Raw genomic sequence first — 17,080 nt, forward strand, 5'->3', positions numbered from 1 at the left:
TGAGTATGAAAACCAAAACAACATTCGCCCTACTTGCTCTCGCTGTTTTAGCTGCTAGTTGTGCAGGGCCAAGTTTTAATAACCAGATCCAGAAAGACCAGTATGACCTTTTAGCTGAAGAATCGTTCATGCGCTATAACACCAATCGCCTTCAGGCGATGGAGTCGCCAAAACGCGATTTCATCTCTCTGGCGCTGGTTGCTTGCCACCAGCAAAAAATCGCTAAAGGCCAGGGGATGCTAGAAGAAAAAATGCACCAGAATAAAACTAACCCGTTTTACTGGAATGCTCTGGGAACTTGTTACTCACTTAACAAGGACTACCCTAAAGCAATCTTTTATTACGAGCTGGGAATGGAAGCAACCAGAGCTTCAAACAAGGACATGAACGACTCGCAAAAGAAACTTGCTGAGGCGGTTATCTCCAACAACCTTGGGTTAATTCACCTAGTGTTTAAACGCTTTAATGAGGCTTACGACGCTTTTAAGAAGGCCAATACTATCGTGCCTAGTTACTTCACTCCGGACTTCAATATGGCCCAGCTGTATATCGAGTTCAATGAAAACAACAAGGCGCTGGATATCTTAAAAAAACTGGAAGCAAAAAATAACGAAGATATCGACCTTCTCTACTCTCTGGCACTGATTTATTTTAGACAAAACGATATGGATAAATCGTTTTCATATATCTCAAAGATCCAGCGCGACTACTTAAACCGCGCGGACATTGTAGGTCTTTACGCTTACAACCTGATGAGAAAAAACCGTCTGGAAGAAGCGAAAGCGATTTTAGAAAAAAGAACATACGCAGCTGAATACAATAAAAGAAATGAGTTGATCCTAGATGAAGTTAACCAAAAGATTAAGGATACACCAAAAGAAGTTCCTGTCCCCAAGAAGTAATTCGTAGCTCTCTCAAAGTTGAACCTGTTAAACATTTAAACGCGGATCTAGAGTAGATTCTCTAGAGAACTATGTCCAAAGGAGTACGTATGCATTTTATTGAAATTTTTAAGCAAGGTGGATTTATCATGTGGCCTCTACTGGCCTTCTCTGTAGCGATCTGGGTTATCACAATCCATAAGATTCTGCAGCTGACGAAATTTCAAAAAGAGGCCAAGCACTATGTGAATGAAGCCACAAGAATCGTGGAGACACAAAAACTTCACGAAATGGAATACCTATATAAAAACTGTCCGGAAGTTATTGCTAAAGCTCACTACGCTGTCTTTGATGAATCATCATCAAGAGAAGACTATGAGCAAAGACTACAAAGACGTCTGGATGAAACCAACTCTCACCTAAAGAAAAATATGTGGATGCTTGGTACAATCGCCTCTTCAGCACCGTTCGTAGGATTATTTGGTACAGTTTGGGGGATCATGGAATCATTTAAACAAATCGGTTCATCTGGTAAGGCCGGGTTCTCGGTTGTTGCCGGATCAATCTCTGAGGCCCTGATCGCTACTGGTTCTGGTATTGCGGTCGCGGTTATCGCGGTTATGTTCTACAACTATCTCAACGTAAAAGTTGCGGCCACAGCTAAGGAGTTTAAACACTCGCTTGGGGATATGGCCGATCAGTTCAACTCGATCAAGAGATAATTATTAGTAGACGTTAATCTTCACCGCAGGAGTTCTTTATGAGTATGAAAGTTGGAAATGATGATAATGATGAGGATATCGTAGCAGACATTAACATGACCCCGCTTATCGACGTTATGTTAGTTCTTTTGATTATCTTTATGGTTTCTTCGACAGCAGCACTGGAATCAGGAATGGATATCGAACTTCCTAAGACAGCGCTGACAAATGAAAAGAAAGAAGCCGAGATCCTGGTTATCTCTCTTGGGAAAGATGGGAAAGTGGCCGTTCAAGGAAAGGCCGTAGTACCGGAAGAGATCACTAGAAAAATCGCCAGCGAGCTTAAAAACCTAAAAACCGACTCAGTTATCCTTGAAGGAGACACTGCTGCCAACTTAGGTAGAGCTGTTGAGCTGATGGATATGGCGAAAGTTGCAGGAGCTAAAAACTTCTCAATTGCCGCTGAAGAAGGCAAGAAAAACTAAGTTGTAGGTGGTGCGCTCATGATACCAACATTAAGACCAATAAAAGTGAACCATCATCGCGGAAAAATCGCCGCGAAGCTGGTCATACCTACAAGACACTATACCAAGGACGAGTCCAACCGCGATTTTATCAAAAAAGCGATCATGGCCTCCCTCTTTCTCCATGCGATAGTGTTTGTAGTGAAATTCCCCGCTCATAAGATCGAGGAAGAAAAGAAAGAAAAACTTGCTGCAATTAAAATGAACTTCATTACTCCCCCTGAATCATATAAGGAGCTAAAGAAGAAAATTGAGAAGCAAGAACAACTGCAAAAGGTGGCGACGATGACGGATCCTGGGGTCCAAAAAGTCACAACGAATGAAGCAGGAAAAACAGGAGATCCTACTCAGGCGCTGGATCAAAAAGTTCAGAAGTCTAAAAAGGGATCGGCCAAAGCAGGACCTCTTTCAAGTCCAAACGTCGCAGGGGCGACAGGACTGGGAGACTCTGCTCAGAAGGGATACGAATTTAAAGGTAAAGGACTAAAGGCACTAATGGGTAACAGTGCCACCATGACAATTGCTGCCGGAGCTGGGACTGAGGGAAGTCGCGGATTAACTAGTGGTACGGGAATTGGTAACAAAGGTTCTAATTTAACCGGAGACTACCGCGCCCCTGCCGGAATCGGCGATGGATCGGGACACCTTCTTGGGAAAGATGCTGTCGGTAACTACGACCGCTCTACAACCACAAGAGGTCTCGCTAACAAAAAAGGAATTGATACAGCATTCGTTCAGGCAGACACTGTTGTCATGGGATCAATTGAACCTGAAGTGTTAAGAAAAATTCTTCAGGAGTACTTGCCTCAATTTAAGTTCTGTTACCAACAGGAACTTCAGGAACACTCGGAAAAGATCAAAGGGATTGTAGATTTGAACTTCCGTATCGAAGGTGATGGAAAAGTTTCTACTGTTAATATCAAAACGGCACAGACACAGTTCTCTCCAAAAGGGATCTCGTGCATGGCCAACATTTTACGAATTATTGATTTCCCAAAACCGAAGGGAGGGGGTCTGGTAGACGTACGCCAGCCACTGAACTTCTTCTCTGAGAGCACGAAGATCTAGGACAAAGGGCCCGCGCTAGCGGGCCTTTTTTTGTCTTATTTTATCTAGGAAGAAATTCAAACTCTACTTTCCCTTCTTTATTCATCGTCAAATAAGCATCAAAAGGTTTTCCGGCCTTTGATTTAAAACCTTTAATCAAATCGGTTTTTTTATCGGCCATGAGTTTTTTTACCTGAGTCTCACTAAGCTTCTTCTTTGCCACCACTTTCCAGATAGTAAATTGGCAGCCTTCTTTCCAGCGAGAGCAGCTGTATGATTTTGGAAAATCCTTAATCTCGGCGCCACAAATAGGACAAGGACCAAGGTTTGAAACTTTCGCCGGGACTTTTGGCCCGTAAGTTTTTCCACCATAAGATTTAGGTTTTGATTTATCGCGAGGAACTCCTTCAATCGCCTTCCATTCATTAGTTGCCGTCTGAATGAAGTCGTTGATCTTGTCTAAGAAATCCAAGTCGTCAGTTTCCCCTTCGGCCATACTCTGAAGGGCAAGCTCCAGCTTCGCTGTCTGCGAGACGCTGGTCAGTTCGCGGGTCTTAGGCATATCGTTGAGTCTATCGACAAGAAGAATTCCTTTTTCCGTCGCTTTTAAATTCTTCGCCGCCCTTTCAACGTAGTTTCTTTTTAAAAGTGTCTCGATGATTTGCGCGCGAGTGGCCTGAGTCCCTAAACCAATTTCAGTTCTAAAGATTTTTTTCAAGTCTGACTCATTAACTAGTCTTGCTGGATTGGTCATGTCATAAAGCAGTGAAGCTTCAGTGTACTCAAAAGGAGGTTTTGTCTTTTTCGACTCCACTTCTCCATTTGCAAAGACACCTTCTTCATTCAATGAGATTTCCGGAAGAATCTCTTCGCTTTCTTTTCCTTCAAGCGCTTTAAAACCAATCTCAATGATCTTTTTCCCACGGGCCTTAAACAGGTTGTTCTCGCAGGTAATTTCCACATCAGTTTCCAGGTAACGGTGATTTTCCAGGAAGTTTGAAATAAAACGCTTTAAAACCAAATGAAAAATCTTTCCTTCTGGAGAAGACTCATCTCCGCTAAAATCTTTTAAAGGAATAAGACCGTGGTGATCCGTCAGCCTTGAATCATCAAAAACAGTTTTGTTTTTTACACTGACTTTAAAACCAGCAAACTTAAGAAAATGTTCTGGATAGAGATCTTTAAACTTAAAAACCAATCCCCTCACCAGGTCAAAAGAAGATGTCGCCATAACTTTTGAATCAGTTCTCGGGTAAGAAAGGCATTTGTATTTTTCGTAAAGTGACTGGGCAATCTCCAGCGTTCTCGACGCTGAAAAGCCATAGAGCATATTGGCCTGTCTTTGGAGTTCAGTCAGAGAGTATAGGCCTTGAGGGTAAGATGTCTTTTCTGTTTCATTTAAAACAGAAATCACGGCCTTCTTATTCTGAACTTTTTTAAGCAGCTCATCGAAGAAATCGCGCTTATCTTGTCTCTTCTCATCTTCTTTTTTCTTTGGATCAAACCAATAGGCGGAGACCACGCCGTTTTTAAATTTAAATTTCCCTTTAAACTCGAAATAATCCTGAGGAATAAATGTATCAATCGCTTTTCTTCTTTCAACCAGGAGACTTAAAACTGCAGTCTGCACTCTTCCAATAGAAAAGAGATCGTTAAGTTTAATGGTCGCGAGTCTTGAAAGGTTCATCCCCACCAACCAATCCGCTTTTTGGCGAGCTCTTCCCGCAATAAAAAGACGGTCGTACTCGTAAAGGGGCTTTAGGTTTTTCATCTCTTGATGAATAACATCTTTAGTAAGGGCCGCTGACGTCCAGAAACGAAAGGCCTTCATCTTTGCCCTTCCTTCATTTAAAATCAGGCGGGCAATGAGCTCTCCTTCTCGTCCAGCATCGGTAGCAACAATAAGTTTTTCAATATCAGAACGCTTGAGGATTCGCTTAATCACATCAAGTTGTTTTTTCGTTTTGGGTTGAGCTTTAAATTTAAACTCAGAAGGAATGATAGGAAGTGTAGTTAAACTCCACTTCTTATAGGCGGCATCGTAATCTTCAGGATCATAAGGGGCCAGCAAATGCCCGATGGCCCAAGTAATGACGTATTGATCATTTTCAATAAAACCATCTTGTCCTTTCCCCGCAGCACCAAGGGCCACAGCAAAATCACGCGCAACAGAGGGTTTTTCAGTAAGAATGAGAGTCTTCATCATGATCAGTATAAAACTCTTAAAAATAAAAAAGGGCCAGAATAATCTGACCCTTTTTTATATGACTTTCAGTTTAGAAAATTATAGTTCAGCAGCTGTTGGTTTGTACCAGCAAAGAGGACGCATACCTAATTCGTATCCATCTCTCTTAAGACATACACCTTTAAGTGCATCTTTACCGTCTACATCATCAGAGATCGCTTTATCACAAAGAGATCCTTGGAAGTATGTATCAAGACGACATTGAGCTGCTGGGTGGTTGTCGTTAGTTCTAGATACTTTTGATGTATCTGGAGTTGTGAATTTTACGTTTGAGTTTCCACCTAGGTCACCAAGTAGCATAGCAAGTGATTTACCTGCCATTGATACACGCTGACATAGAGCGATTTCAGACTCAGACTTGTAGATCTGCTGACATTTTGCAGTTGCTTCAGCATCTACTTCCATTTTTGAAACGATTGCAATGTTATCATCGTTTTCAAGAACTCTTCTCATACACTTTAGACCAGCGAAGTAGTCAGCTTGACCTTCGTTAGAAGCCCATGCAGATCCCCATCCGCCTTTTCTAGGAGCTCCACCAATGTGGTGACCTAGTTCGTGACATACTACCATCATGAATCCATCAACAGTGACTAGAGGGTGACGAGCAAGACCTCCGTACATGTTAACTTGCCAAGTAGTACCCATTTGTTGAGCTGACGCGTTAACTGTTTCGTCATCCCATCTGTTGTTCATAACTAGCTTTCCGCCTTTTTCTTTTACGATTGGCTCGTAAACAGAAGATACACGGCTGATTGCATTAAGGAACATTTCCTTAGTCATGTTGTTTGCAGCTTTATCGCCTACAGCGATTTTTAAGTTATTTTCTGGAGCGAATCCACCAGTTCCGTGAACGTCGCAAGAAAATGCTTGGAAAGATAAAGTCGTTGCCATCAGTGCAACTAAAATCCCTTTTGTCATATAAAGTCCTCCGTAACAAATATTAGGAATGGGTTAATTCTTGCGATTTAAAAACAATCTGGAAAAGAAAATATTCTTTCATTACCTGACATTTCAAGACGGATACTGACAGAGATCGTTTTTCATTGGGAGAAAATAAAAAAGGGGCTTCCGAAGAAGCCCCTGCTGTCAATTTTTTGGCGTATCTTTTTTGACGTTTTAGATCTCGTTTGAGCCTGGTTTGTACCAGCAAAGAGGACGAACTCCACGAGCGTACCCATCTTTTTTAATACATGTACCTGGGATAGCGTCGTCTTTTGAAACGTTTTCATCGATCGACTTATCACATAGCATACCTTGGAAGTAAGTATCTAGGCGACACTGAGCTTGTGGGTGAGCATCGTTAGTTTGTCTTACAACTTTTTTATCTGGTGTATTGAAGTTTACGTTAGCGTTTCCACCAAGTGATCCAAGAAGTGATCCAAGTGACTTCCCTGCCATTGCGATACGCTGACAAAGAGCTACTTCAGATTCAGACTTATAAACGGCCTGACATTGTTTTGTCGCTTCTGCATCGATCGTCATACCAGCAACGATAGCGATGTTGTCGTCGTTTTGAAGAACTCTTCTCATACATTTTAGACCTGCGAAGTAGTCCGCTTGTCCTTCGTTAGATGCCCAGTCAGTGTTTCTGTCGTATCTTGGAGCTCCACCGATGTGGTGACCAAGTTCGTGACATACTACCATCATGAAACCATCGTCAGTTGTCAGTTTGTGACGAGCAAGACCACCGTACATGTTTACTTGCCATGTAGTCCCGTACTGTTGAGCTGAAGCGTTTACAGTGTTGTTTGTCCAAAGGTTATTCATCTTTAGAGTTGCACCCATTTCAGAAATGATTGGTGAGTATACAGCTTCTACGCGTCCGATGATTGAAAGGAAGCGCTCTTCTGTCATGTCCCCTGCCATTTTATCGTTTACACCGATAGATAGGTTGTTTTCAGGTAAGAATCCAGAATTTCCGTGTTGGTCACAAGCGATGCTTGCCGTTGAAAGTGTCATAGTAAGAGCAAGTGAACTAAGTAATAGAGATTTTTTCATATATGTCCTCCGTAACAAACGATGAAAATCAAAACGTAACTCTATCCTGACACTTTCTTTAAGTTTCGGTTGGAAATTAATCTGTCAATTTCTTGCAGAAGCTTTGTCTAAATAGCGGAGTGATTAAGTGCTCTTTTCTTTTTTAAGGAATCCTTTATGATCATTAGATATGAAAACTACAACCCTGCTCCTGTCTTTTTTCCTTATGACGACAACTTTTGCCCGCGCTGAAGATGCCCGAGAATGGAGCGCTTCACTTGGTGCAGGTTTTGTTTTTAAAAAGAATTTGCGCAAAGAAAATACATACGAAAACATGGATAAAAAATGGATCGTCAAACCCATTCCTCTTGTGCAAGCAAGTTATGGCCGGGTTTCTCTTGGGCCTCAAGGCCTCTCATTTATGGCCCTTGGTTCCAAGATGGCAAACGTCACGCTCTTTATTAAACGCGATGGTGATCGCTATCATGGCGCGGGAATGATCCCACGAAAAGATTCGGCCTTTGCTGGAATCTCGGCAAAGTTTTTTAGCTACGGTTTAAATATCTCTCACGATATCCACGGTCGTTCTAAAGGAACAGTGGTGCAGTTAAATTATGGAAAGATGTTCTTAATTTCAGAGAAATTTTTTCTCTTAACCAACTTCGGCCTGGACTGGTTTGATGATAAGTACGCTGAGTACTACTACAACGTCAGGTCTCATGAAGCGACGGCCACTCGCCGCGAGTACCATCTTAATAACTACCTTCAACCGAGTGTCGGGATTCTTCCGGTCTATAAGCTTACAGAGAAGTCTTCATTAATGGGGGCGCTGAATACCAAGTTGGTTAATAAAGACGTGAGAAACTCGCCAACAATGAACGGCGACAAGCTGGAGTTCGGTGGACTCTTTGGCTACAACTATAATTTTTAGGAATTATTTTTTGGTTAACATGTGCTCTATTTCCGCCACAATTTTTCTGTAGGTCGGAAGCTGGTAGCGCAGTTTGAGATGTGAGAGAATCAACGCAAAATTCGGTTCATTTCCCTGCTCTAGAAGTGCCGTCACAAAGTCTTCAATCACTACAAAGAAAATCGCCATCGGCGAAATCCCGGCCGTTATCACTTCCGGAAAACCAACCCCATTGGAAACACCGTGGTGTTGTTTAATGATGATATCGACACCTTGAGGAAGTCGTGGGTAACTTTGAACTAATAGGGCCGCTTGATGGGCGTGATTTAAAACCGCGTCTCTTTCTCGCGATGTAAGATTGGCCTTTTTTAAAGCTTCGTTATCCATGATCTTTAAAAGCTTTTCATCATCCAGGTAAATATCGTGAAAGAAACTCACCATTGAAAGTTTTTCCAGCATGACCGATTGCTGATCCTGGCTTCCCCACTCCATCTTTGGCAGAAGTGTGTAAGACATCAGGCATATAAGGTAGGATCTTCTATAGGAATAGCTCAATTGATTGTCTAAAAGTTTTCTTAGCAGTGAGCCCAGCTTATCTGTCTTAGTAATCTGCGTTCTGATTTGGTGAACCGTTTGATCGACCATGGCCACACAAGTTGATGTGATCCCCAAAGACTTAATGAGGTCACTACTGATAACAAAGGAGTCCCCTGTCTTCACCACGGCTTCATCAATAGACACTGGCTTTTTAAGATTTCTCAAAGACTGAGTCAGAAGACCGTTCATAAAAAGCTCGCGCTCTTCTTTTAAGATAAAAAATTCACGCAATCCCAGGTCTTCATATTTTTTTAAGCTCTCTTTTGTGAAGTTTTCACCAAAGTGCAAACGCTTTACATACTCATCCCCACTTTTTTTAGCGAGCTTGATATAGACATCGCACGGAGAGAGGTTCATGAGATAAAAATAATTGATGGGAAAAGGAATGTAGTCTGGAAGTTTTAAATGAGAGAACTCTTCCTTTTTAAGGTTGAGGGCCTTCAGGACCAATCGGTTGAGCTCTTCAATTCTCAAGCGATCAGAAACCATGGCAAACTTCTTATAAGTGTGCTCGAACTCTCCGATCACAATGAGCGGAGTTCTTAAAGAATCATCATAAATGACATTGAGAAAAAGGGCAGCGATCGCTTCGCTGGGATGATCGGCCGTTTCTTCAGAATTATTGCGAACGACGAATAAATCAAAATACTCGCCCTTTTTGACGACCTCAACAGCTTCTGCCCCACTTTTATAGTGGATGGTTTTTGCTCCAAATTCCCTTTCCAGGTTCTTGGCTATGAGCTCCCCAACAGAATCATTGGGTTCGACTAAAAGGATCTTTAATTCCATACTATAGATGATAAACGAAAACCTGAAAAAGGGTAAAAAATGTATTTGCAAACCACTTGCAAATCAAATATTTTCCCTATAAAATCGTCTAAGGACGGGTAAAATTATGGGTATTTTAAATCCGAAAAAGGAACAAGAGCGAGATGCTCTTTGTATTTCGCTTCTAAAGGAAAAAGGGCTCTCTATAACCGCCCCTAGAAAACTTATTTTGGGTCTCTTAATAAAAGAGCACGGACCTTTTACCGCCGAGGATATTCTCAAGAAATTGCCAAAAAATTCTTGCGACCAGGCCACTATTTACCGCTGTCTTAATCAATTCGTTGATGCCCAGCTGGTCAATACGTCTTTCCTGGAAAAAGATATGGCCCATTTTGAGTACAACGATCCTCACCACCACCATCACCACATCATTTGCAAAATCTGCAAGAAGATCGAATCGTTCCACGATTGTCTAATGGAAAAGATCGAGCTGAATCTGCAGAAAAAGGGTTATAGCAACATTCAACACAGACTGGAGATTTTCGCTGTCTGTGAACAATGTGCAAAAAGTTAGGGGTTATAAATGAAAAAGACAATGCTTACGGGAGCACTGACATTACTGGTTTCAATGAGTGCTTTTGCTCTTGATGTCCCATGGGAAACTTTAAAGACCCTGGACTTTGACACTAAAACAAAAAAGAACGTCATTAAACCAGAACTACAAAAAGTTCTGGGAAAAGAAGTGACGATCAAGGGCTTTATGATGCCGCTTGATTATGAAGCAAAAGAAATTGTGGAATTTCTTTTCATGCCATACGTGCCAGCATGTATGCACGTTCCACCTCCACCACCAAACCAACTGGTACTGGTGAAAATGAAAAAAGGATCAAAAGTTAAACCTTCGTTTTATCCAATCGAGCTCACGGGAAAGCTTGCGGTGGAAACAAACGCGGATCTAGAGTCATCTTTTAAAATGGAAGGACTCAAGATGAAAGAACTAAAGACTTATACACCACCGTCACCACAAGGAGCACACCCGTGACAAAACTAACTCTTGTACTTGCCCTTATTCTCTCTTCTCAAGCATTCGCTGGTGAACACCAGCACGGTAAAAGTCTTGGGGCCCATGAACACGGTTCAATCAAATTAGAAATGGCCGTAGAAGGTAAACAAATCGAAATCGACATCGATGGGCCGGCCGAATCTTTTATCGGATTCGAGTACGCCCCAAAAACGGCCAAAGAAAAGAAAGCTTTTAAAGACGCTCAGGATCTTTGGAAAAAAGATCTGCTGACGAAGATCATCATGCTTGATGCAAAACTTGGCTGCTCTTTAGGTGAAGTGAAATTCGAACAGGAAATGGACGATGATCACCACGAAAAAGGTAAAAAAGAATCAGGCACTCATAGCGATATTGAAGCTGAAGCAAAAATCAACTGTGCTCAGGACCCAAAAGGTTCAATGGTTTCGGTTGCGCTTAAAAAGCATTTCCCACACATTAAAAAACTTCAGATCGACCTGGTTGGTTCTGAAACAAAAACTATCAATGTCACTAAAGATGTGGAGCAATTCAAACTTTAGGACTCTCTAATCAAGAAGACGTTACCATGACGGCCATTAGCCTAAAACAATGTAAATTCTCTTATCCAAATCATTCGAAGCTGGTCATTAACATTGACCAGCTCACTATTGAATCCGGTGAAAAAGTCTTTCTCTACGGTCCATCAGGGCACGGGAAAAGCACTCTTTTAAATTTAACGGCCGGTGTTCTCAAGGCCAGTTCAGGCGAAGTCAGTGTCCTGGGTCAGGATTTGACCAAACTTTCTCAAAGTAAGCGCGATCACCTTCGCGGAGAAAAAATTGGTTACATCTTTCAGATCTTCAACCTGATCCCCTACCTGACGGTTAAAGAAAATATTGTTCTTCCTTGTATGATCAACAAAAAAAGAGCTGACCGGGATTTTCACGCCCAGGCCGAAGAGTTAGTCGACTCTCTTGGACTGCGCGAGCATATCAATAAAAAGGTCACTGATCTCTCTATTGGTCAACAGCAACGAGTGGCCGCGGCCCGTGCCCTGATCGGAAACCCTGAAATGATCATCGCCGATGAGCCAACTAGTGCTCTCGATGAAAAAAACACCCGCGAGTTTATGGAGCTTTTAATGAAGGTCTGGGAGAAGAAAAAATTCACCCTGATATTTGTTTCCCATGACGAGCGCCTGAAATCGTATTTTACAAGATCCATTTCACTTCCAGAGATCAACCACCATGATTAATTTTCTAACTTATAAGTCCATTAAAAATAGAAAGTTCACAAGCTTCCTGTGTGTTTTATCCATCGCTCTTTCAGTCACTCTCTTCTTAGGAATTGAGCGCATCAGAAATGGGGCCAGAGACGGTTTTACCAACACGATCTCTAAGACGGATTTGATTGTTGGCGCAAAGGGGGGGTCCCTTCAGCTACTTCTTTATACTGTTTTCCATATTGGTGGAGCGGTTAATAACATCAAGATGACGACTTATAACGATATTAAATCCAACCCACAGGTTGAGTGGACTATTCCTATTTCGTTAGGTGACGCTTACCGCGGTTTCCGCGTTGTGGCGACAGATGAGAATTTCTACAAACACTACCGCTTCCGCGGAGACCAGGAAGTGAAAATGCAAGAAGGAGTCCTTCCTGCTGATACTTTTGATGTTGTCCTGGGTTCTGAAGTCGCTAAAAAGTTTAAGCACAAAGTTGGCGACCCGATTGTCATCTCTCACGGGCTCTCAAGCGAAGCTGTGCTCTCTCACGACAACACTCCTTTTAAGATCGTAGGGATCATGGCGCCGACACAAACACCGATTGATACGGGTGTGTATATCACCCTTCAAGGAATGGAAGCGATTCACTTTGGATGGGAGACAGGTGTTCCAAGTGGCGAGGCCATTAATCCTGATCGCTTTAAAAAAGAGAATATCGAAATCACTCAGCTCACTTCTTTTATGGTGAAGCTAAAATCGCGCATCGCCGTTCTTCGCATGAGAAGAAATATCGATATGTACCCTAATGAGCCAGTCATGGCGATTATTCCGGCACTTTCTCTTCAGGAAATGTGGGAGACGATCGGCTATGTTGAACAAATTCTCTTTCTAGTGAGTCTTTGTGTTCTTCTGGTGGGAGTGATGAGTATTCTTATCTCCCTTTACACTTCAATCAATGAAAGAAGACGCGAGATGGCCATTTTAAGGTCTCTTGGAGCGAGCTCACGCCATGTCTTTTTCCTGCTCCTGTACGAATCGAGCTTTTTGGTTCTGATGGGATGTATCTTTGGCGTGGCCTCAATGTACGGACTTCTTTATTTCGTACGCCCATGGCTTGAGTCTAACTTCTCAGTGTATCTACCAATTGAGCCGCTTTCAAAAACAGAGTGGTATTACCTGGCAGGTATCTTTGTCGTAGGAACTTTGGCAGGGCTTATCCCGGCGATAAAAGCTTACCTCAATTCATTGCAGGACGGGTTGACTATCAAAATCTAAGCTATAGAATTTAATCTATGCTTGATATTTTAAAAGACCTCTTGCGCTTTTTGGGACGCCATAAGAAATGGTGGCTGCTTCCCATTCTTCTATTCTTAATTCTCTTTGGAGCGCTGGTTATCTACGCTCAGGGAAGTGCGGTAGCACCTTTTGTTTATTCATTCTTTTAAAAATTAGAAAGGATCAGTAAAAGGTGAAATCTCGTTTTTCATAACGAGAGTGCTCTTTACGCTCTTAAACCTGGTGAAGAGCCTGTCTCTTTTAATGATTCGAAAAATCAATCCCACTCCCGCAAAGACAGTGAAGTAGATCACGGTGAATATAATAGTGCTGTTGATCTTTCCCAGAACGTTTCCGATTTTAATCCAGATCTCACGGGGCTTCACCATCAGTTTAGGTGTGGCCATTCCAAAAACAAAAACCAGTCCCGCGACCAAAAGAAGCGGCACATGAATGTCTTTTCCTCTAAGAGTGGGAATAACCCAACCTAAAACGCTAAAACCAATCGCTACAATCAGTGAAAAGACTCTTAGCTCATGAGCTGTTGGCGCATTATTAGTCTTCTGCATAAGCGCTCTCCCACTTAGCTTTCATCACCACTTCAGGTTGTTTTTCTTTGGCGATGATGAAATTTTCCAACACAAGTGTGTCCATATCTGTAGTCATGAAGCATTTTAAAGCTTCAAAAGGCGTGCACACGATCGGCTCACCTCTTACATTAAAAGAAGTGTTGATAAGAACTGCGCATCCGGTTTCTTTTTTAAAGGCAGAAATTAAAGCGTGAACTCGCGGGTGAATATTCTTATCAATCACCTGAAGTCTGGCCGATCCATCCACGTGAGTCGTGGCCGGAAGCTCTTTAGATTTGGTCGGTGCTGTAAAAAGCATATAAGGGCTCTCATCAGAGGCCTTCCAGTCAAAATACTCTTCGACATTTTCTTTTAAAACAATCGGGGCAAAAGGGCGAAAAGATTCACGCTTTTTAATTTTTAAGTTCATTACCGATTGCATTTTCGTGTCGCGGGCATCGCCGATAATTGAACGGCAACCTAAAGCACGTGGTCCAAACTCCATTCTTCCCTGAAAAAAGCCTACAACTTTTTCTTTCACTAAATGATCTTTTACCAGCACTTCATCCAAGGACGAGCTGTCTGGGAATTCATGGAATGAAAAATGATATTTTATTAAAAGCTTTTTAATCTCTTCATTAGAAAAGCTCGGTCCAAGCATTGAACCCTTTTGAAAGTTCGCCGAGATCACACGCTCTTTTTTCAAGTGCAAGTGATAGAAGGCCAGAGCACACCCCAGGGCCCCACCTGAATCTCCTGAGGCGGGTTGCACCCAAACCTTATCAAAAAGTCCTGACTTCACCAGGATTCCGTTGGCCACACAATTAAGGGCCACCCCTCCGGCCATGACGAGATTTTTTTTTCCTGAAAGATTTTTCACTGCACGGGCCAGATGAAGAACAACTTCTTCTGTCACTGCCTGGACAGAAGCGGCCATGTCCTTATGGAACTCTAAGAGCTTTTCTTCTGATTTTCTCTGAGTGTGGTTAAAGAGCTTACAAAAATCCTCTGTAAACATTCCACTTTCGCTAGTGAAGCTAAAATATTTTAAATTGAGCTGGAAACTCCCATCGGGAAAAAGTGCGATCAGCTCTTTAAGAATTAAATCTTTGTAGATGGGTTTTCCATACGGAGCAAGGCCCATCATTTTGTATTCGCCGGAATTCACCTTGAAACCTAAGTAGCCAGTGAAGGTTGAATAAAATAATCCCAGTGAATGCGGGAACTGGATTTCAAAAAGAGGTTTAATCTCGTTTTTTGATCCAACCCAAGCACTTGAGCTCGCCCACTCACCAACACCGTCGATACATAAAATGGCCGCATCTTCGTAAGGTGATGGGAAAAAAGCAGAAGCCGCATGAGAGAGATGGTGCTCGCTGAAATAAACCGGAGGATGCTTTTTCTCATCTGAGATATTTTTTAATCCATCTTTAAGCATTTTCTTAAAATAGATTTTCTCTTTAAGCCAGATAGGAATGGCGTGAAGAAACGACTTCAGCCCTTTTGGGGCGCTGGCAAAATACGTTTCTAATAAACGGTCAAATTTTAAAATGGGTTTGTCGTAGAAGACGATGGAGTCAATATCGCCCAACCCAATTCCTGCCGTGCTCAGGCAAAAGAGGATTGACTGCTCAGGAAAGGCGCTGTCGTGTTTTTTTCTAGTGAAGCGCTCTTCTTCAACGGCAGCAAGGATCTCACCGTCTTTGAGTAAGACGGCGGCGCTGTCGTGGTAGAAACATGAGATGCCAAGAATATACAATTAGAAATCCTTCTTCTTAACAAAATAATTGGCCAGGTAAACATAGGCCCCACTGATAATAATCAAGTGAGCGATCTGCTCCCACAGGTTAACAGAAACGGCCTCTCTAAAAAGAATATTGTTTGATGTATCCGCTAGAAATGAGATACGTGGGAAAAGGCCATAAACCAATAACCCGATTCCTTTAAAAGCACTCATGTTGGCAAAAAATTCATTGTATGGAAGTTTGGCAAACGTTGCGTAAGCGACGGCCGAAGCAATACAACTGATAAAAGTCGCAAATAGCGCTCCAATTTTATTCATCAATAGAGAAAAGAAAATAGAAATGAAAATAACCAGTAGTAAGTAAAGTGAAAGGATACAAAATCCACCCAAGTGTCCCGCCGTGAAAACGATTTTCTTAAAAGCAAAAGAAAAAAGGATCGCTGAAAGGATATATGAGTAAGCGTAGTAACCTAACACTAATAACCATGTCCCAAGGACGCGGACAAAAAAGTACTCTGCTCTACTGATAGGAAACGACAGGTATTGATAAATGATATTGTTTTGGAAATCAGAGCGGAAAACACTCACTCCAAAAATCGCTGCGACTAAAAAACTCACGCTATTGAGAATGCGAAAGTTCACGGAAAGAACATCTACACCGGCCAGACTAAAACTTGCGTCTCCACCCATCTGGGTATTGACCAGGTTCATGACCATATGACCTAGAATAAGGGCCGCCGTTGTCGCCACAAAAATAAAGATTAGTGTCTTACTTCTTAGCTCTTTTAGAATCGTATCTAAGATTAGTGCTTTGTATTGTGGTTTCATTAAGCTCTTGCTCCGTTAACAATCTTATAGAAGAAGTCATCCAGTGATTTTTCTTTTTCCAGAACTGATGGAACAGATCCGGCAAATAAGACTTGCCCTTTATTTAAAATAGCAATCTCATCACAAAGCTGCTCCATCTCTAAAAGAATGTGAGAGTTGATAAAGAGAGTTTTTCCCTGCCCTTTTAATTTTCTGATGATCTCTTTTAAATCTCTAATCCCGATTGGGTCAAGACCAGAAAAAGGTTCATCAAGAATGATGAGGTCGTTATTGCCAATCAGGATACTTGCCAGCCCCACTCTCTGCACTTGTCCTTTAGACATTTTTGAAAGTTTTCTTTCTGCCAGCTCTGAAATTTGAAGTTCGGCCAGGGCCGCATTCACTTGAGAAGTAAGCTCTGCTCCTTCGATCCCTTTCATCTTTCCAAAAAACTCCAAGACTCCGCGAGCTGTGTAAAATGGAAAAAAATTAAATTTTTCCGGAATAAAAGCAATGCCCATTCTGGAGTTTTTATCGCTCACAGAAAGGCCGTTGATTTCAATTGTTCCCGAGTCGCTGTGCAGTAGATTAAGCATCAACTTTACAAGTGTGGTTTTACCCGCGCCGTTAGGTCCAAGAAGCGAAAAGATTTTACCTTTCTGAACATTAAGACTTACATTTTGAAGTGAAAAATCCAGTCCATAGGACTTGGAAATATCTTTGATCTGAATAATATCCATATTAAACCTCAGTCACGATAAAAATTCCTAGCTTCTATGGTATTCTTC

General features: G+C 42.0%; 19 protein-coding genes. 11 read left to right on the plus strand and 8 right to left on the minus strand.

What is annotated here, in order from left to right; genetic code table 11:
• The first annotated feature begins 5 nt into the window (after positions 1-5).
• From C0V70_RS11355 to C0V70_RS11370, 4 genes are all read left to right on the plus strand, one after another.
• The gene (locus C0V70_RS11355; protein ID WP_133566630.1) at positions 6-902 is read left to right on the plus strand and encodes a tetratricopeptide repeat protein; all 897 of its coding nucleotides are present in this window, start codon (positions 6-8) and stop codon (positions 900-902) included.
• Between the two features lie 89 nt (positions 903-991).
• Positions 992-1,603 (plus strand): MotA/TolQ/ExbB proton channel family protein, encoded by a 612-nt coding sequence (locus C0V70_RS11360; RefSeq protein ID WP_158649654.1) that lies wholly within the window; start codon positions 992-994, stop codon positions 1,601-1,603.
• A 38-nt stretch (positions 1,604-1,641) separates the two neighbouring features.
• Entirely contained in the window at positions 1,642-2,067 is a 426-nt protein-coding gene (locus tag C0V70_RS11365; protein ID WP_102243980.1) for an ExbD/TolR family protein, read from the plus strand.
• A gap of 18 nt (positions 2,068-2,085) precedes the next feature.
• Positions 2,086-3,174, plus strand: coding sequence for an AgmX/PglI C-terminal domain-containing protein (locus tag C0V70_RS11370; protein ID WP_133566629.1), 1,089 nt, complete (start codon positions 2,086-2,088; stop codon positions 3,172-3,174).
• A 40-nt stretch (positions 3,175-3,214) separates the two neighbouring features.
• Here the strand turns inward: C0V70_RS11370 and C0V70_RS11375 are convergent, their stop codons facing one another.
• The 3 genes from C0V70_RS11375 to C0V70_RS11385 all read right to left on the minus strand — a co-directional run bounded on the left by C0V70_RS11375 (position 3,215) and on the right by C0V70_RS11385 (position 7,396).
• Entirely contained in the window at positions 3,215-5,359 is a 2,145-nt protein-coding gene (locus C0V70_RS11375; RefSeq protein ID WP_102243982.1) for a type IA DNA topoisomerase, read from the minus strand.
• Between the two features lie 78 nt (positions 5,360-5,437).
• The gene (locus C0V70_RS11380) at positions 5,438-6,316 is read right to left on the minus strand and encodes a M48 family metalloprotease (protein WP_102243983.1); all 879 of its coding nucleotides are present in this window, start codon (positions 6,314-6,316) and stop codon (positions 5,438-5,440) included.
• 198 nt (positions 6,317-6,514) lie between these two features.
• Positions 6,515-7,396 carry a M48 family metalloprotease gene (locus C0V70_RS11385; protein ID WP_102243984.1) on the minus strand — a complete coding sequence of 294 codons (882 nt, stop codon included), beginning with the start codon at positions 7,394-7,396 and terminating at the stop codon, positions 6,515-6,517.
• A 169-nt stretch (positions 7,397-7,565) separates the two neighbouring features.
• On the opposite strand from C0V70_RS11385, the gene C0V70_RS11390 reads away from it, so the two are divergent.
• Positions 7,566-8,306: a MipA/OmpV family protein gene (locus C0V70_RS11390; RefSeq protein WP_102243985.1), complete on the plus strand. Its 741-nt coding sequence runs from the start codon at positions 7,566-7,568 to the stop codon at positions 8,304-8,306.
• 3 nt (positions 8,307-8,309) lie between these two features.
• Here the strand turns inward: C0V70_RS11390 and C0V70_RS11395 are convergent, their stop codons facing one another.
• Positions 8,310-9,671, minus strand: coding sequence for a hypothetical protein (locus C0V70_RS11395; RefSeq protein ID WP_102243986.1), 1,362 nt, complete (start codon positions 9,669-9,671; stop codon positions 8,310-8,312).
• Between the two features lie 106 nt (positions 9,672-9,777).
• On the opposite strand from C0V70_RS11395, the gene C0V70_RS11400 reads away from it, so the two are divergent.
• Genes C0V70_RS11400 through C0V70_RS19115 form a run of 6 tightly spaced genes read left to right on the plus strand, consistent with a single transcriptional unit; the run spans position 9,778 to position 13,342 of the window.
• Entirely contained in the window at positions 9,778-10,224 is a 447-nt protein-coding gene (locus tag C0V70_RS11400; RefSeq protein WP_102243987.1) for a Fur family transcriptional regulator, read from the plus strand.
• 9 nt (positions 10,225-10,233) lie between these two features.
• Complete coding sequence (locus C0V70_RS11405) at positions 10,234-10,692, plus strand: DUF3299 domain-containing protein (protein WP_102243988.1); 459 nt, start codon at positions 10,234-10,236, stop codon at positions 10,690-10,692.
• On the plus strand, positions 10,689-11,231 hold the full coding sequence (locus tag C0V70_RS11410) for a ZrgA family zinc uptake protein (protein ID WP_102243989.1): 543 nt from the start codon (positions 10,689-10,691) through the stop codon (positions 11,229-11,231). Before C0V70_RS11405 ends, C0V70_RS11410 begins: the two co-directional genes overlap by 4 nt.
• 26 nt (positions 11,232-11,257) lie before the next feature.
• The gene (locus tag C0V70_RS11415; RefSeq protein ID WP_102243990.1) at positions 11,258-11,926 is read left to right on the plus strand and encodes an ABC transporter ATP-binding protein; all 669 of its coding nucleotides are present in this window, start codon (positions 11,258-11,260) and stop codon (positions 11,924-11,926) included.
• Positions 11,919-13,172, plus strand: a complete 1,254-nt coding sequence (locus tag C0V70_RS11420; protein ID WP_102243991.1) for an ABC transporter permease — start codon at positions 11,919-11,921, stop codon at positions 13,170-13,172. Before C0V70_RS11415 ends, C0V70_RS11420 begins: the two co-directional genes overlap by 8 nt.
• Positions 13,173-13,189: 17 nt before the next feature.
• Complete coding sequence (locus C0V70_RS19115) at positions 13,190-13,342, plus strand: DUF5989 family protein (protein WP_166637338.1); 153 nt, start codon at positions 13,190-13,192, stop codon at positions 13,340-13,342.
• Between the two features lie 3 nt (positions 13,343-13,345).
• Here the strand turns inward: C0V70_RS19115 and C0V70_RS11425 are convergent, their stop codons facing one another.
• The 4 genes from C0V70_RS11425 to C0V70_RS11440 are packed head-to-tail and all read right to left on the minus strand — an operon-like array spanning position 13,346 to position 17,032.
• The gene (locus C0V70_RS11425; protein ID WP_102243992.1) at positions 13,346-13,741 is read right to left on the minus strand and encodes an SxtJ family membrane protein; all 396 of its coding nucleotides are present in this window, start codon (positions 13,739-13,741) and stop codon (positions 13,346-13,348) included.
• A complete protein-coding gene (locus C0V70_RS11430; protein WP_102243993.1) occupies positions 13,728-15,500 on the minus strand; it encodes a carbamoyltransferase family protein in 1,773 nt (590 codons plus the stop codon). Before C0V70_RS11430 ends, C0V70_RS11425 begins: the two co-directional genes overlap by 14 nt.
• A complete protein-coding gene (locus C0V70_RS11435) occupies positions 15,501-16,313 on the minus strand; it encodes a hypothetical protein (protein ID WP_102243994.1) in 813 nt (270 codons plus the stop codon).
• A complete protein-coding gene (locus tag C0V70_RS11440) occupies positions 16,313-17,032 on the minus strand; it encodes an ABC transporter ATP-binding protein (RefSeq protein WP_102243995.1) in 720 nt (239 codons plus the stop codon). The genes C0V70_RS11435 and C0V70_RS11440 overlap by 1 nt, the downstream gene beginning before the upstream one ends.
• Between the last annotated feature and the right edge of the window lie 48 nt (positions 17,033-17,080).

Origin of the sequence: Bacteriovorax stolpii (assembly GCF_002872415.1) — a bacterium.
Classification (GTDB): Bacteria; Bdellovibrionota; Bacteriovoracia; order Bacteriovoracales; family Bacteriovoracaceae; genus Bacteriovorax; species Bacteriovorax stolpii.

What these genes read in the sequence shown, in the direction of transcription:
- C0V70_RS11355 (WP_133566630.1), top strand. Translation starts at nt 6, where the DNA reads ATGAAAACCAAAACAACATTCGCCCTACTTGCTCTCGCTGTTTTAGCT.
- C0V70_RS11360 (WP_158649654.1), top strand. Translation starts at nt 992, where the DNA reads ATGCATTTTATTGAAATTTTTAAGCAAGGTGGATTTATCATGTGGCCT.
- C0V70_RS11365 (WP_102243980.1), top strand. Translation starts at nt 1,642, where the DNA reads ATGAGTATGAAAGTTGGAAATGATGATAATGATGAGGATATCGTAGCA.
- C0V70_RS11370 (WP_133566629.1), top strand. Translation starts at nt 2,086, where the DNA reads ATGATACCAACATTAAGACCAATAAAAGTGAACCATCATCGCGGAAAA.
- C0V70_RS11375 (WP_102243982.1), bottom strand. Translation starts at nt 5,359, where the DNA reads ATGATGAAGACTCTCATTCTTACTGAAAAACCCTCTGTTGCGCGTGAT.
- C0V70_RS11380 (WP_102243983.1), bottom strand. Translation starts at nt 6,316, where the DNA reads ATGACAAAAGGGATTTTAGTTGCACTGATGGCAACGACTTTATCTTTC.
- C0V70_RS11385 (WP_102243984.1), bottom strand. Translation starts at nt 7,396, where the DNA reads ATGAAAAAATCTCTATTACTTAGTTCACTTGCTCTTACTATGACACTT.
- C0V70_RS11390 (WP_102243985.1), top strand. Translation starts at nt 7,566, where the DNA reads ATGAAAACTACAACCCTGCTCCTGTCTTTTTTCCTTATGACGACAACT.
- C0V70_RS11395 (WP_102243986.1), bottom strand. Translation starts at nt 9,671, where the DNA reads ATGGAATTAAAGATCCTTTTAGTCGAACCCAATGATTCTGTTGGGGAG.
- C0V70_RS11400 (WP_102243987.1), top strand. Translation starts at nt 9,778, where the DNA reads ATGGGTATTTTAAATCCGAAAAAGGAACAAGAGCGAGATGCTCTTTGT.
- C0V70_RS11405 (WP_102243988.1), top strand. Translation starts at nt 10,234, where the DNA reads ATGAAAAAGACAATGCTTACGGGAGCACTGACATTACTGGTTTCAATG.
- C0V70_RS11415 (WP_102243990.1), top strand. Translation starts at nt 11,258, where the DNA reads ATGACGGCCATTAGCCTAAAACAATGTAAATTCTCTTATCCAAATCAT.
- C0V70_RS11420 (WP_102243991.1), top strand. Translation starts at nt 11,919, where the DNA reads ATGATTAATTTTCTAACTTATAAGTCCATTAAAAATAGAAAGTTCACA.
- C0V70_RS19115 (WP_166637338.1), top strand. Translation starts at nt 13,190, where the DNA reads ATGCTTGATATTTTAAAAGACCTCTTGCGCTTTTTGGGACGCCATAAG.
- C0V70_RS11425 (WP_102243992.1), bottom strand. Translation starts at nt 13,741, where the DNA reads ATGCAGAAGACTAATAATGCGCCAACAGCTCATGAGCTAAGAGTCTTT.
- C0V70_RS11435 (WP_102243994.1), bottom strand. Translation starts at nt 16,313, where the DNA reads ATGAAACCACAATACAAAGCACTAATCTTAGATACGATTCTAAAAGAG.
- C0V70_RS11440 (WP_102243995.1), bottom strand. Translation starts at nt 17,032, where the DNA reads ATGGATATTATTCAGATCAAAGATATTTCCAAGTCCTATGGACTGGAT.